We start from the raw sequence: 13,510 nt of genomic DNA on the forward strand, positions 1-13,510 counted from the left end.
GTCTTGCGATGTCTGGCTGTGCTGGCAATGGTGACTCCACAGAGGAGTCTACCGTCGTCATCGGAGCGATCCTCCCGGACACGGGCCTGAATGCGAACCCCTACTTCATCCAGGCTGCCGAGATGGCGTTTGAACAATTCAATGAGGCCCTTGCGGGGACGTCCGCGAGTCGAGGTCTTCGCTTCAAGCTCGAGAAGCGCGACGACCAGAGCGACCCCACGACGGTGAAGCCGCTTGCCACCGAGTTGCTCGGCTTGGGGAGCCCCGTGCTCGTGACGGCCACGAGCGTCACCAGCATGACCGTCAACAACATGAACTATGTCGCCGATTCCCCGGCAAAGGTCCCGGTCGTGTGCGGCTCTTGCACCAACATGAATCTGAACAATCCCGACGCCGCCCCCACGCCCCCGACGGACGCGCCTGGCTATCAAGACCTGGATAACTGGCTGAGAAGGACCACCATCACGGCCAGTAGGCATGCCGAAACCATGTTCAGAGATATCTTCTCCCGGGGCTCCGAGGGCGATGGAGATCTCGATGGCGATGGGACGGTCAATGTGTCTATTATCTCCGACGTCGACCGTGTTGCGTACACGGGTGAGCTGAGGTCCGCTCAGCATCCTCCCACCCCGGGCATCGTCGATTACGAGCTCCTCGCGGTGGATACCCATACAGATCCCAATAGCATCGATTTTGCTGGACTGGTTGCAGGGGCATTCGACGAGATCAACGCGGATGATTCCAGTAAGCCGAAGGGGCCGCCCGATTTCATCGTCAATTGGGTCGGTCCCACGTTCGCAGTGGGTGTCGCCAAAGCCTATAAGCAGGCAGGCTATACCGTGCCGATGTTGAACAGCTCGTCGTTCCGCCGCGCCGCCATGCTGCAGACCCTGGGGACGATGGCCGAGGGCCAGGAGGGCGTCTCGAACCTTTGCTGGACCGCCGACGCATCCGGAGACAACTTCGCCAAGGCCTTTGCGGAAGAGACCGGCGCCGATCCCGCTGGTTATGACTCGTCGGTGTATGATTCGATGGTGGTGGCGCTTCTGGGTACCGTGAAGGCAGCCCTGGCTCTGGACGATCCGTCGAAGGTGACGGGATCCGACGTCAACGTGGCGTTGGACCAGATCAATGACCCTTCCGGGACGATCGTGCGAACCGGAACGGAGGAGTTCAAGAAAGCGATCGAAGCCATCGCCGCCGGAAAATCCATCAACTATGAAGGGGCATCAGGCCCGTGCGACTTCGATTCGGTTGGCAATGTCAAGGGGGACATCGCCGTCTACAAGGTGCAGAACGGAAAGTTCGTAGAATTGCGAACGTACGCCTGCACAAAGGATGATACGTGTCGGCTCGCGACAAAGTGAGAGACGATCTCGGCGGATAAGACAAAGAAAGCCCATCCCGCGGTGAGTGATGGCGAACACCTGGGCGGCGCAGCGGACCGACCCCCCAATCCTTAGCCAGATCAGTCGACGGCCACCTTGCCCAGGCCGCCATCCACGCGCATGACTTGGGCGACGGTGAAAGCCGACTCATCCGAGGCAAGGTAGACGGCGGCTTTGGCGACTTCCACGGCCTGGCCAAGCCTCTTGATCGGAACCTGGTTTCTAAATTCTTCGTGCAGCGCGGCCTCGACCTCGGGTCCGAACGCCTTCAAGGCGTTGGTGACGATCGGTCCCGGGCTGATCCCGTTCACGCGAATGCCCCGGTCCTTGAGTTCGTAGGACAACCCGCACGCCAGCGCCAGCAACCCAGCCTTGGAGGCACCATAGCCGCCGGAGTGGCGATGTCCGATCATGGCCGAGATCGAGCCGATGAGGATGATCGAGGATCGTCGGGAAAACAGCGACAGCAAGGATTTGATCAGGAAAAAGGGCCCCTTGAGGTTGGTGGCGATCAAGGCGTCGAAGCGTTCGGGGGTCCAATCCTCGATCGGCAGCTGCGCGGCGCTGGCAGCGTTGCACATGAGAATATCGATGGCCGGCCAAGCGCGCTTCAGCTCGCCGGCCAATCTCTCCTGATCGTCGATATCGGACGCATCGCTCCTGAACGTCAGGACGCCGCTGCCGAGATCGCTTTTGGCCCGATCGAGCCCGTCCAGAGAGCGACCCGTGATCGCGACCTCCGCCCCCTCTGCCAGGAATTGCCTGGCCGTCTCCAATCCGATTCCGCTGGTGCCGCCGGTAATCAGAGCATGTTTGCCTTCGAGTCTGGCCATTGATGTCTCCTGTGTCTCCCATCTTGTTTGGGTCGTTCGGGGAGTGCATCCCTTGCCGGTGAGTCCCCTCCCACCGGTGATGGATCCTCGCATGTCGCTCGTTCCGCGGGCTGCGCCGATCCGGGCGACCGCTTCGGCGCCGCGCCCACGACCAGAACCATAGATCGTGCGAGGCGGCCACGGATGCGCGAGAGTATGAGAAACTTGCGCGATCGTCTCGACGTGACGACCACGGATCCCGCCAAGGCACGGAGGACTTGCGCGCTCGTCGCGTTCGTCGACCCGTGGATTGCCAGCGCTACCGCTGCGCAGACGCCACGCGGTTGTTCGCTGCGTTTCGGTAGTCGCGCGGGGCGGTGCCGGTGACGCGCTTGAACGCATGGCTGAAGGCGCTCTCCGACGCGTAGCCGAGAGACTCGGCGATCTCGGAGATGGAGGTGTCCTCTTCGCGAAGGGTCCTCTGTGCGAGTCGCATCCGCCACTCGGTGAGATAGGCGAGCGGTGCCACGCCGGCGACAGACTTGAAGCGCACCGCAAAGCTCGCGCGCGACATGGCCGCCGCCTTCGCGAGCTCGCTCAGTCTCCAGGCGCGTCCTGGCTCACCATGCATGAGGCGCAGCGCGCGGCTGATCCGATCGTCGCTGATCGCGCGGAGCCATCCGGGACGCAGCGCCCCCGAGCTTGCCAGGTGAGCGCGCAGGACCTGGATGAAGATGAGCTGCGCGAGCTGGGCCGACGCGATGCTGGCGCCCGGCAGCGTCGAGCTCCGCTCCTGTTGGAGCCGCTCGACCATCCAGTGGAACGCTGCCGCGTCCGGAGATGCGGCGTGCACGAGGACAAGCGCGGGGAGGACGTCTTGGAGGAGAGCTGCGCTCGACGGATGGAGCGAGACCATCCCGATGAGCAAGACGCATTCGGAACCGTCGCCGATCTTTGCGAAGGTGCCGCCGGTTTCGAACACCGGGCACGCGTCCTGCGGAGACGCCGTCAAGCTGCTTGCGAGGACGAAGCCGCCTCGCCCTGAAAGCAGGAGGGCGTCTCCCTGTTCCAGCCGCACCGCCTTCTTCTGGCCATCCACCCGCAGCCAGCAGGCTCCTTGCGTGACAGTGTAGAACTTGATTTCTCCGTGCGACCGAACACGGAATGCCCACGTTCCCCCTGCGGCGAAGCCGCCGGACATGACGGACTTCGCTTCCGTCAGTCGCAGGATATCCGAGAAGGGATCGTTCGACACCTCTGTACAATCGCGCAAGTTTTTTCGCGCTGCAAGCATGCATTGTTTGAGACCGGGCAGACGCGCGCGGCGCTCTGGAACGAGTTCCGCGACCACTTCTGGTGGGGCGTCGACTTCCCCGGCCCCGGCAGCCTCTGAGGGTTACTTCCACTGACCGCGCCGCGCGGCCGCACGGAGCGAGGTGCAGCATGCCCATCATCCGCGACCAGCACGTCGGCCCGCTCAGACCTCCAGCGCGCTCTCGACGATGCGATGCACGAGGCCGTACTCCTGGGCCTCGCGCGCCGTCATCCACAGGTTGCGCTCGGTCTCCTGCGCGATCTTCGCGGGCGCCTGCCCCGTCGCCTCCGCGAAGATGCGGTTGAGCCGCTCGCGCGCGGCCAGGATCTGGGCCGCCTCGATCTCGATGTCCGACGCGGGGCCGCGCACGCCGCCGAGCGGCTGGTGCAGGAGGAAGCGCGTGTTCGGGAGCGCGAACCGGTTCTCCCGCCGCGCGGCGACGAAGATCAGCGCGCCCGCGCTGGCGACCCATCCGGTGCCGATCACCTTGACCTCGGGCCGGATGAAGCGAATCACGTCGTGGATCGTGTCCCCCGACTCCACGTGCCCGCCCGGCGAGTGGATCAGGATCCGGATCGGCTTCTCGCCATCATCGCTCGCGAGGGCGAGGAGCTGCGCGGTGGTCGCCTGCGCGAGCTCGCTGGTGATCTCCCCGAAGATCAGGACGGTCCGGCTCCTCAGCAGGCTGCTCTGGACCTTCTCGGGCAGCGCGCGGTGGAGCGGTTCTTCGTTCGGCGTGGAATCTGGCGTGGAATCGAGGCGTGTCATGGCCCCGAGCTTCCGGTCGCCCTCGCCCGCGCGCCATGACCGCGAGGCGCGGAGTCATGCTCGCGCGTCTCGATCCGCGAGCGAGCGCTGGACGAGCGACCTCGGCGGGGGCAACCATGAGGCATGGCGGACGAGATGGAGCGGCTGCTTCCCCGCGGCGTGGTGGTCTCCCGGCATCACGGCCATCCTGGCGCGCCCTGGCGCGCGAGCGCGGGCGATCCGCCGAGCCTCCACGTCGTCGTGCAGGGCGCCTTTCGCCTCTCGCAGGACGGCGTGTGCGCCCTGGAGCTCGACGCCGGCGACGTCGTGCTCCTCGGGTTCGGTCCGCGCGGCGCGGGGCCCCGCGAGCAGAGCCTCCGCTGCGTCGCGCCGCCGCCCGGGCGCGCTCCCGCCGAGGCGGAGCTGATCTCGGCGACCTACGCCGCCGCACCCGGCGGGGCGATCGCCTCGCTCGCGCCCGTGGTCCACCTGCCTGCCGGCGAGGTGCGGCGCGCGCCGGGGCTCTCTGCGGTCGTGGGCCTGCTGCGCGCCGCGCTCGCGGATGCTTCCCCGGGGCAGGCCCAGCTGGCGCGCTCGCTCCTCGAGCCGCTGCTCGCCTACGCGCTGCACTGCCACGAGCATGCGCGCGAAGGGCGCGGGTCGCGCGGGCTCGATCGCCGCGGCGCGCGCGTCTTCGACCGTCGCGTCGCGCGCGTGCTCCGGCTCATGCAGGAGAAGCCGGCCGAGCGCTGGAGCGTCGAGGCGCTCGCGAAGGCGGCGGGCCTCTCCCGCGCCGCGCTGGCGCGGCGGTTCCTCGCCGAGCTGGGGGTCCCGCCGCTCCGCTACCTCGCCGAGCTCCGCATGCAGCGGGCGGCCGAGCTGCTCGCCGAGGGCGACGGCTCGCTGGCCGCCGTGGCGGCCGCGGTCGGGTACGACTCGGAGTTCGCGTTCAGCCGCGCGTTCAAGCGGCACACGGGCGAGGCGCCGGGCGCGTTCCGCCGCCGCAGCCGCTCCGAGGGGGCCGCGTTCGGCCTGCCGCCGGTCCGCGCGGCGGCGTGAGCGCTTCGCCTGGGCGGAGCGGGAGCCCCGCCGGACCGTCTGACGGCACGAATCAGGGACGGCTCCGAGAATCTCACGAGCGGCAGATCGCTCGAGAAGCCGGTGGGATGAGGGCTGACGTATCCTTGGGATCGGGCTGCCCCGGATCGAGCGGCGCGTAGCAAGGCCGGTCGCCAGGCGCATCGACGCGTTGCCAGGACGCCTCGCCGACGGCCGGGTCGCGCGTCCTTGTCGGCTGTCTGCGCGCGTCGGGGGCTGTAAGGGAACCTGCGAGCGCAACCCCACCGAGGAGACCCTGCTTCCGACGGGGCGCCTCAGGCCTGCGGCGGCGCGGCCGCCGGGGAGCGAGCGATGAACGAGACGACACGTGATGTCAGCCGCGGCGGGCGGCGCGCATAAGCCTCTCTCGACGACAGCGAGGCGCTTGGGGCGCGCAACGCATCCGAGCGCTCGCTGGTCCGTGTGATTCAATTCGACATTTCATGCAGCCCGCAGAACGAAGGAACCTATTCAATGAAACGCAGCTTCGCATCGCTCGTCCTACGCCATTCAGCTGTCTCCATCGCCGCGGTCTCCGCCGCCCTCGCCGGCTGCGGACCGAGCGAACCGGGCGACGAAGCGGCCGCGAACGAGGAGCCGATCGCGTCGACCCACGACGCGCTCCAGCTGGTCGGCACCCCCTGGCCCGGCGGCTGGGTGCCGGTGTGTTATCGCATCGATGATCTGGTATCCAGCGGCGAGCGGCAGCGGCGCTTCGAGTACTTCGCTCGGGCCCGCGACGCGGTCGACAACTCGTGGCAGCGCGCGGCAGACATCAAGCTCGAAGACTGGGGCCCCTGCGGCTCGAACACGAATGGCTATCTCATCGTCCACCTCACCGCGGGAGGTGGCAGCCGCAGCGGGGCGGGCTACCCGGGGCCCAGCGGCGCGCAGCACATGACGCTCGACACGACCGACGGCCGCGTCGAGGTCGTCGCCATGCACGAGTTCGGGCACGCGCTCGGGTTTTCGCACGAGTTCGATCGCGACGACTGGACGGGGCAATGCATGAAATGCACGTCCGATGCCCAGTGTGCGAGCGGTGACGGCAAGGTCTGCCTGCCGAGCGGCTACTGCGGCGTCGCCCACCCGGGGGCCAGCAAAGCGACGCCGGTGGCCGACACCGACTCGATCATGGCGGCCACCTACTGCAGCAACCTGGCCGACACGAATCGGGTGCTGTCTCCCTGGGACGTCATCGGCGCACAGAACGTCTATGGGCGCAAGCACGGCGGCTCGATCGTGGGGCTCGGAGGCCGCTGTCTGAACATCGATGGTGGCACGACCGAGTGGGGCAAGAACATCGTCGCGTGGCAGTGCATGGACGCCCCCAACGACACCTGGTCGAAGCTGCCGCACGCGTCCGGCGGGCACCACCTCCGGGCGACCATCGGCGGAGAGATGCTCGCCATGAACGTCGGCGGCGGCGTGGTCTCGCCGACGTCCGGAACGCCGCTCATCTCGTGGGGCCTGATCGATGGCGCGCCCAACGAGCTCTTCTCGTTCGAAGGCATGCGCCTTCGGGCCATGGGCAACATGTGCGTCGTCGCCACCGGCACGACCGCCGGCGCGATGCTCGAGGTGCGCCGCTGCGGCGAGGTGCCGTCGACGCGCGAGCGCTGGACGGCGACGCCGGCGAGCAGGCTGCAGTTGACGGGCACCGATCTGTGCGTCGACGTGCCGCCCGGCACCCCGCCGCTCGGCACGCGGCCGACGCTGAAGCCGTGCATCAACACCGCATCGTACCAGACGTTGAGCTTCCTCGCCGGCGAGATCAAGGCGACGTTCGCCGTCGACCGCTGCCTCAACGTATCCGGGGGCATGCCAGCGCCGGGCTCCCCCATCATCTTGTGGGACGGTTGCGGCCGAGGCCTCTACAACGAGTACTTTTACCTGAACGGTCCTATCAAGTCGCTCGGGCAGTGCGTCGATGTCCTCGGCGGCGCTTCGTTTCCCGGCGCGCAGGTGGGCGTGTACGCGTGCCGGCCGGACGCAGCCAACCAGGAGTGGGACTTCCACTGGCGCTGACGGTCGACGCTCCGCCCGGCGCTCACCTTCCTCTCCCCCGCGTCGTCTGCCGGCCGCCAGGAAATTTTTCGAGTATCGTCCTCCGCGATGTCGAGAACGCCGCCTGGGCTCCGACCCCTCTGTGAACGCGCGCCCGACGCGGGGCGCGCACGCTGAAAGGGAGCTGACGATGAAATACGTCCTGATGATGCACGTGCCGACCCGAGAGCCCTACAAGTTGATGAGCTGGCCGCCGAAGGACCTGCAGGCGCACCTCGCGTTCCTGAACAGCTTCAACCAGAAGCTCCGCGAGTCGGGCGAGCTCGTGGGGATCGAAGCGCTGACCGGGCCCGACCAGGCCAGGCTCGTGCGCGCCGGCAAGGACGGCAGGCCCATCACCGACGGCGTGTTCCCCGAGGCCAAGGAGTTCCTCGCCGGCTTCTGGATGGTGGACGTCGGGAGCCCCGAGCGCGCCTACGAGCTCGCCGCGCAGGCGTCCGCCGCGCCCGGGCTCGGCGGCGAGCCGCTCAACATGGCGATCGAGGTGCGGCAGGTGATGAGCGGGAGCGAGCTCCCGAAAGAGCTCCTGTGAGCTCACCCTCGGGGCCTGCGCGCGAACGGCGAGGGCGGCGCCGGAGGACGTCCTCGCCGGCGCGCTCGCGCGAATCCTCGTCGCACCTCCTTTGACAGGAGGGTTGCAGATCGCGTTTGGATACGAGATCTATGCGATCCTCGCGGACCTCGCGAAGCGGGGGTGGAGCATCATCATGATCTCCTCGCAGCTGCCCGCGATGCAACGCTCGTCCCGGAAGGAACAGTCTCGATGAAAACGGATCGCGAAGGCCAGAGGATCGCTGCTTCGAACGAGGCGCCCCGCGGCGCGCGCTTCCTCCACACCGCGGGGGCGGCGCTCCTTGCGGTGCACGCGCTGGTGGGTTGCTCGAGCGAGCTCGACGCCCCTGCCGGCGATGGCGGCAGCGGCGCTGGCGGAGGGAGCGGCGGTGAGGGCGGCAGCGGCAAGGGCGGTGAGGGCGGCAGCGGCGAGGGCGTCGGCGCTGGCGGCGAGGGCGTCGGCGCTGGTGGCACTGGCGGCGAAGGCGTCGGCGCTGGCGGCGAGGGCGTCGGCGCTGGCGGCGCTGGCGGCGCTGGCGGCGGCGTTACGGTGTCGGCCGAGTTCTTCGACGATTTCAGCTACACCGGCGTCGCCGATGACGGTCTCAAGAGCCGGTGGTGGGTACGGACGACCGACGGAGCGCCCGGGGTCGACGGCGCACAATGGCTCTCGTCCAATGTGTCGTTCATCGAAGATCCCGATCTCGCCTCGAACAGGCTGCTGCGGCTCGAAGCGACCGCGCGCGGATCGGGCGCGAGCACCTCGCACGCGGAGATCCAGTCCAACGACGACAGGTTCCGCCTCGGGACTTACTCCGCCAGGGTGAGATTCCGCAACACGCCCCTGGCCGGGACCCGGCACCTCGGCGACAAGCTGGTCGAGACGTTCTTCACGATCAGCCCCTGGATCAACGACCCCGAGGTCGATCCCAACTACTCGGAGCAGGATTTCGAGTACATGCCCAACGGCGGGTGGGGGCAGGGCGATACAAGCACGCTGTGGCTGACCTCGTGGGAGACGGCCACGCTCGAGAATACGCAGTCGAACCAGGTGGCGGGGGACCAGTCTGGCTGGAAGAGGCTCCTCCTCCAGATCGACGCGTCCGGTATCCATTACTACATCGACGGCGCGCGGCTCTGCACGCACGACGCCACCTACGTCCCCGAGACGGACCAGCACCTCGACTTCAACCTATGGTTCGACGAGCTCGCCGCCGGACAGACCGACCCGCGGACGTACGCCGAGGACGTCGACTGGGTTTACTTCGCGAAGGACGTCCTCCTGTCGCAGGCCGAGGTGGACGCGCAGGTGGCCGGTTTCCGGGCGTCCTCGCTCGCCCTCGTCGACTCCCTGCCCTAGCACCGCCGCTCGGGGCCTGGGATGAGCGACGCTTGTGGCCTCGATAGGTTCATTGCACGCTTCTTTGAAGCCTTCGACATCGAGGAGAACACTTGAGGCCGCCCCGAGCTCTCACAGCGGCTCGATGCTCAGAAGATCGCCCGCCAGGTGATACACGCGGTAGTGGGCGCCGTGCGTCGTGAGCTCCCACGCTTTCTGCGAGACGACGAAGGCGACTCCGCCGATCCTGTAGCGCCATTGGCTCGGCATGCCGCCGCGGCCGTCGACGTGCACCTTCTGGAGCGGACCCTGGGCGACCAGCGCGGGGCTCTGGGCGAACGCCTTGCGCCTCGCGCTGACCTTCCGGAACATCAACAGCGCGCCGATACCGAGCAACCCGCCCAGCACGACGCCGCCCCCGCCGAGCGCGTAGAGCCCGTTCATGTCGGTGTCGGAAATCGGCTTCGAGTAGTCGTCGTGGAGGTAGAGCGCACCTCCGACACCCCCGGCGGCGACGAGTAACCCGAGCAGGAGCAAGAACACCCCGCAGCCGATGCCGGAGCTCTTCCCGCGCTTGGCCTGCGCCGGATGAAGGCGCCCTTGCCGGTTCATTTCGAGCTCTTCGAGCGTGAAGCCGTGGGCCGCTCCGAGGTCTCGGAGGTACGCCTGCCGCGGGTCGGAGGGTGAGCCCATCATGCGAGCCTCGAGTGACCCAGGGCGACCAGGGCGTCGATGGGGGCTTCGAGCTCGGCCGGCTTCAGCGGCTGACCGCCGTAGGAGAGACAGAACTCGCCGTTGTCGTAAGAGAGCCCGACCTGATTCATGGGCAGCCTGAGCAGCGCTGCCTGCACCGCCGAGTTCATGAGCGCACGAGAGAGGGCGGGCGAGTCGCTCCTGAGCGAAATCATGCGATCGAAGTTCGGGTCGCCCGTCGGCACCAGGTGGTGCTGCGGGCCGCCCGCGCCGCGCGTGATCTGGAGCGAGAAGCGATGCGGCGCCGGATACAACGAGCGCGCATAGAAGGCCGTGGAGGTGGTTCTGGTGTTGCCCACCATGCTCCAGGTGGAGACGACGCGGAGCGGCACGTTCTGCACGGCGCCGGTGAGCGACTTGACGCTGCGCTGTGACGTGAGCGCGTTGCCCTCGTTCTGCTGATCGAAGGTCAGCCCGTACCTGGTCGCACAGTTCGGCCAGACCGCGTCCGTCGCGCGCGAGAGCTTGATCGCGCCCGCCACGATCGCGACAAGGACCAGGGCGCCCGCCCCGAGCCCCAACCATTGGAGAAGTTCGTACGTGCTCATGTTGTGTTCGCTATCTCGGAAACAGATTACTCGCCTTTGGAGAGGCGCGACTACGGGCCCGTCCCCGGCTGAGCGAGCGCCTGGACCGCTCGCCATAGCTGGGTCACCACGTCGCGATCCAGACCGACCGTAGAGAGCTTCCCGAGGCACCCGGCGCAGAGGTGACCGGCCTGGAGCTTGAGCCCCACCTCGGCCTTCTGCTGGCAGAGGTCGAAGAGGCAGGCGAGGGTCTCGGTGTGCAACAGCTTCGCGGGCTCATACTCGGCGGAGAGGGCGTGCAGCCCGTAGAGGAGCAGCTCGTAGGCCACGAAGGACGCGGCTGGCAAGGAGATGAGCTGATCCAGGCCGGCCAGCGAGATCACCGCCGTCCGGTGTCCCCGATGCCAGTGCGAGAACCAGCGGTCCGGCAGGGGCTGCTCCACGAAGACCACCTTGAGGGCGCCGGGGTCCAGCGAGTCCGCGCCGGCGACCAGCTCGTCCTCGTCGCGCTGCGAGAGCGGATCGGCACGGAGCGGGGACCCCTGGAACGACAGGTCCACGTCGAAGGCCGGCGCCCCCTTCACACCGCCGAGCGCCTGGGATGCCGTCCAGAGCAGCGGGGCCAGCCGGGCAGCCGTGGGGACCCCGAGGACCCGAGGGCCCGGTGGCCTGGCGCGGCCGCGGCCGCCCATCTTCATGGCCATCATCGCGTCGGAATAATGGCTCTTCTTGCTCAGGGAGGACATCGGCCTGGAATAGGAGTCCCGCTCGGCGTCGAGCCGGTCCGCCTCGGTCCGGATCTCGGGATCCCCGTCGGCGTAGCTTCGGAGCCGGTTGGCCGCGTCGGCCAGCGTGGACGCGGCTTCCTGCCACCGGCGATCGTCGTTGAGCCCCAGGGCCACCCGGCGAGCGCGGGCGGCATCGAGCGCAGCCGCGGCCCGGAGCACCTCCCGATCCACCGGCTGGGCGCGGACCTGCTCCTCCGCGACCCGAGGCCATGCCAGCGTCCAGGGCTCCTTCGACAGCGCACCGTCCCGGTCCGTGAGCGCGACGTTGACCAGGAGCGTCTCACCGATCGCGCCGGCGGGGAAGCGCAGCCGGAACATCGGGGCCAGCACCATCCCGCCTGGGAGCGAGCCGAGCGAGAAGGAGCGGGTCCCGCCGTCGCGGGTGCAGGGGTAGTCATTGAGCGACTCCACCTCGACGCCCTCGGGCGCGCGGATCAGGAGCGCGGCGTCGCGGGCGACCACCGAGAGCACCTCGCCGATCTCCCGGCCGACGAAGCCGGGGAGCTCGTCGGCGCGCGCGGCGAAATAGAAGTTGCCGCCGCCCTCCTCGGAGAGGCGGCCCAGGAGGAATTCGTTGAAGCCCTCGCCCAGGCCAATGGTGCTGGTGGTCACCCGGCGCAGCCGCTGGGAGCGGGCGCGGGAGGTCAGCTCGTCGGGCGAGGTGATCCCGTGGTTGGCCTGGCCGTCGGTGAGCAGGAGGACGCGGCCGATGGCATCCTCGGGCAGGTGCGCGCCCACCTCGGCGCAGCCGCGGAGCCAGCCGCCGCCCAGGTCGGTGTTGCCTCGCGCGGTCACCGTGTCGAGCGCGGCCTCGGCGCGGAGCCGCGCCCCGGGCGTGGCCTCGGTGGAGGGGATGGGCACCTCGACCTGGTGGTCGAAGGTGACCACGCTGAAGCGGTCGCCGGGCTGGAGGGTGCGGATGGTCTGGCGAGCCGCTTCCAGCGCGAGCCGGAGCTTCTCGCCGCTCATGGAGCCGGAGCGGTCAATCACCAGCGAGAGGTGGACAGGCTTGCGGGCCTGGCTGCCCTCGGGCCGGGGTGCCGTGAGCTCCACCCGGATGAGGCGCTCCGAGGGCTCGGCGGGGAGCAAGGGTCGATCGGGGCGGGCGTTGAACATGGCGGCGGCACCATGGCACACCCCGGCCCGGGCTCCCGTCAAGGGGTCGAGCGCCAGAACGCCTCCGCCTCATTCGGCGGTGCAGTCGGGCGCCGAGCTCGGGTCAGCCACCCACGCGGCGAGGCGCGCGGTCCCGGCGTCGCCCCACGCATCGTGAGCGAGCTGATTGAGCCGGCACCACTCATGACGCGTCTGCTGGATCGCGAGCGACTTCGCCGCGAGGTGCTGCTCGACGCGGTCGGTCAAGGAGGTCTTGTCCTTGCTGAGCTCATCGTGGGTCATCGCCACCGGGGGCGGACAGTAGTCGCCTGGCTCGTAGTCGACCGTGCCCGAGACAAGGCCATAGGCGGTCGTCCGCCGCTGTCGGAAGGTCACGATCGCGTACTCCGGGTACGGCGCATCATCGTCGCGCGTCACCGCCGTCCCCCTCGGCTTTTTGCCCTGCACGACGATGAAGCCCGTCGACGGCACCGCGGAGTACGGCGTGAATGTGGGGAACGCAGTGAGCGACTGGTCCACGAGGACGTCGCCGCCGAGCTCGACCCAGTTCGTGTGTGCGTAGAAGTCCTGCACCGCGTGAAGCGAACGGGAAAACGCCAGCAATGCCAGCGCATCGCCATCCAGCTGCGCGATGCCCGGGCCCAGCGCCTTCACCGCCTCGGCTTGCTCCTCGGCGATGAAGGCGGCTCCTCCGCTGAAGTTGCAGTCATCGAAGTGGGCAGCATTGCTGAAGTGGAGCTCGGCGTCCGTCGACACATTGCCGATCTTCAGAGCGCTGATCACCGCAGGCTTCAGGAACGACAGGGCGGCGCTGGTGATCTCTTCGTGGTTCGGCTCACCCGGCGCCGTTGAAAACGCATCGGCGCTCTCTTCGAGCGCCTCGGCTGTTTCAGGCTCGCCGGCGCAGCCGAGCGTCAGCGAGACACCCACGACGCCCACGATGAACGCAGCGTGTTGATGTAGGTCTTGCAGCATGTCTTGTAGCATGTCTTGTATAATTGCAAAGCG

Annotated in this window: 12 protein-coding genes; 5 read left to right on the forward strand and 7 right to left on the reverse strand. The window is 68.2% G+C overall.

Going from position 1 to position 13,510, the window contains the following annotated elements:
* The first annotated feature begins 8 nt into the window (after nucleotides 1-8).
* Nucleotides 9-1,367, forward strand: a complete 1,359-nt coding sequence (locus WME79_RS12255) for an ABC transporter substrate-binding protein (protein WP_437534977.1) — start codon at nucleotides 9-11, stop codon at nucleotides 1,365-1,367.
* Nucleotides 1,368-1,468: 101 nt separating this feature from the next.
* Here the strand turns inward: WME79_RS12255 and WME79_RS12260 are convergent, their stop codons facing one another.
* From WME79_RS12260 to WME79_RS12270, 3 genes are all read right to left on the reverse strand, one after another.
* Entirely contained in the window at nucleotides 1,469-2,221 is a 753-nt protein-coding gene (locus WME79_RS12260; protein ID WP_437534978.1) for an SDR family oxidoreductase, read from the reverse strand.
* A gap of 298 nt (nucleotides 2,222-2,519) precedes the next feature.
* The gene (locus WME79_RS12265; RefSeq protein WP_437534979.1) at nucleotides 2,520-3,551 is read right to left on the reverse strand and encodes an AraC family transcriptional regulator; all 1,032 of its coding nucleotides are present in this window, start codon (nucleotides 3,549-3,551) and stop codon (nucleotides 2,520-2,522) included.
* Nucleotides 3,552-3,677: 126 nt separating this feature from the next.
* Nucleotides 3,678-4,283, reverse strand: coding sequence for an ATP-dependent Clp protease proteolytic subunit (locus WME79_RS12270; RefSeq protein ID WP_437534980.1), 606 nt, complete (start codon nucleotides 4,281-4,283; stop codon nucleotides 3,678-3,680).
* Nucleotides 4,284-4,406: 123 nt separating this feature from the next.
* Between WME79_RS12270 and WME79_RS12275 the strand changes: the two genes are divergently transcribed.
* The 4 genes from WME79_RS12275 to WME79_RS12290 all read left to right on the forward strand — a co-directional run bounded on the left by WME79_RS12275 (nucleotide 4,407) and on the right by WME79_RS12290 (nucleotide 9,339).
* Entirely contained in the window at nucleotides 4,407-5,321 is a 915-nt protein-coding gene (locus WME79_RS12275; RefSeq protein WP_437534981.1) for an AraC family transcriptional regulator, read from the forward strand.
* A 513-nt stretch (nucleotides 5,322-5,834) separates the two neighbouring features.
* Nucleotides 5,835-7,388, forward strand: a complete 1,554-nt coding sequence (locus WME79_RS12280; protein ID WP_437534982.1) for a hypothetical protein — start codon at nucleotides 5,835-5,837, stop codon at nucleotides 7,386-7,388.
* Nucleotides 7,389-7,557: 169 nt separating this feature from the next.
* Complete coding sequence (locus WME79_RS12285; protein WP_437534983.1) at nucleotides 7,558-7,959, forward strand: YciI family protein; 402 nt, start codon at nucleotides 7,558-7,560, stop codon at nucleotides 7,957-7,959.
* Between the two features lie 231 nt (nucleotides 7,960-8,190).
* Nucleotides 8,191-9,339 (forward strand): glycoside hydrolase family 16 protein, encoded by a 1,149-nt coding sequence (locus WME79_RS12290; protein WP_437534984.1) that lies wholly within the window; start codon nucleotides 8,191-8,193, stop codon nucleotides 9,337-9,339.
* Between the two features lie 111 nt (nucleotides 9,340-9,450).
* Here WME79_RS12290 and WME79_RS12295 read toward each other — a convergent pair whose 3' ends face one another.
* The 4 genes from WME79_RS12295 to WME79_RS12310 form a co-directional block, all read right to left on the reverse strand.
* Nucleotides 9,451-10,014 (reverse strand): hypothetical protein, encoded by a 564-nt coding sequence (locus WME79_RS12295; protein ID WP_437534985.1) that lies wholly within the window; start codon nucleotides 10,012-10,014, stop codon nucleotides 9,451-9,453.
* On the reverse strand, nucleotides 10,011-10,619 hold the full coding sequence (locus WME79_RS12300) for a hypothetical protein (protein WP_437534987.1): 609 nt from the start codon (nucleotides 10,617-10,619) through the stop codon (nucleotides 10,011-10,013). Before WME79_RS12300 ends, WME79_RS12295 begins: the two co-directional genes overlap by 4 nt.
* Nucleotides 10,620-10,669: 50 nt before the next feature.
* Nucleotides 10,670-12,502, reverse strand: a complete 1,833-nt coding sequence (locus WME79_RS12305) for a vWA domain-containing protein (RefSeq protein WP_437534988.1) — start codon at nucleotides 12,500-12,502, stop codon at nucleotides 10,670-10,672.
* A gap of 69 nt (nucleotides 12,503-12,571) precedes the next feature.
* A complete protein-coding gene (locus WME79_RS12310) occupies nucleotides 12,572-13,477 on the reverse strand; it encodes a hypothetical protein (RefSeq protein ID WP_437534990.1) in 906 nt (301 codons plus the stop codon).
* Nucleotides 13,478-13,510 lie beyond the last annotated feature (33 nt).

The organism is Sorangium sp. So ce726, assembly GCF_051521405.1.
In the GTDB taxonomy this organism is placed as follows: domain Bacteria; phylum Myxococcota_A; class Polyangia; order Polyangiales; family Polyangiaceae; genus Sorangium.

Excerpts from the sequence above, each read along its gene's own strand:
- WME79_RS12255 (WP_437534977.1), top strand. The coding sequence starts at position 9 with ATGTCTGGCTGTGCTGGCAATGGTGACTCCACAGAGGAGTCTACCGTC.
- WME79_RS12260 (WP_437534978.1), bottom strand. The coding sequence starts at position 2,221 with ATGGCCAGACTCGAAGGCAAACATGCTCTGATTACCGGCGGCACCAGC.
- WME79_RS12270 (WP_437534980.1), bottom strand. The coding sequence starts at position 4,283 with ATGACACGCCTCGATTCCACGCCAGATTCCACGCCGAACGAAGAACCG.
- WME79_RS12275 (WP_437534981.1), top strand. The coding sequence starts at position 4,407 with ATGGCGGACGAGATGGAGCGGCTGCTTCCCCGCGGCGTGGTGGTCTCC.
- WME79_RS12280 (WP_437534982.1), top strand. The coding sequence starts at position 5,835 with ATGAAACGCAGCTTCGCATCGCTCGTCCTACGCCATTCAGCTGTCTCC.
- WME79_RS12285 (WP_437534983.1), top strand. The coding sequence starts at position 7,558 with ATGAAATACGTCCTGATGATGCACGTGCCGACCCGAGAGCCCTACAAG.
- WME79_RS12290 (WP_437534984.1), top strand. The coding sequence starts at position 8,191 with ATGAAAACGGATCGCGAAGGCCAGAGGATCGCTGCTTCGAACGAGGCG.
- WME79_RS12295 (WP_437534985.1), bottom strand. The coding sequence starts at position 10,014 with ATGATGGGCTCACCCTCCGACCCGCGGCAGGCGTACCTCCGAGACCTC.
- WME79_RS12300 (WP_437534987.1), bottom strand. The coding sequence starts at position 10,619 with ATGAGCACGTACGAACTTCTCCAATGGTTGGGGCTCGGGGCGGGCGCC.
- WME79_RS12305 (WP_437534988.1), bottom strand. The coding sequence starts at position 12,502 with ATGTTCAACGCCCGCCCCGATCGACCCTTGCTCCCCGCCGAGCCCTCG.
- WME79_RS12310 (WP_437534990.1), bottom strand. The coding sequence starts at position 13,477 with ATGCTGCAAGACCTACATCAACACGCTGCGTTCATCGTGGGCGTCGTG.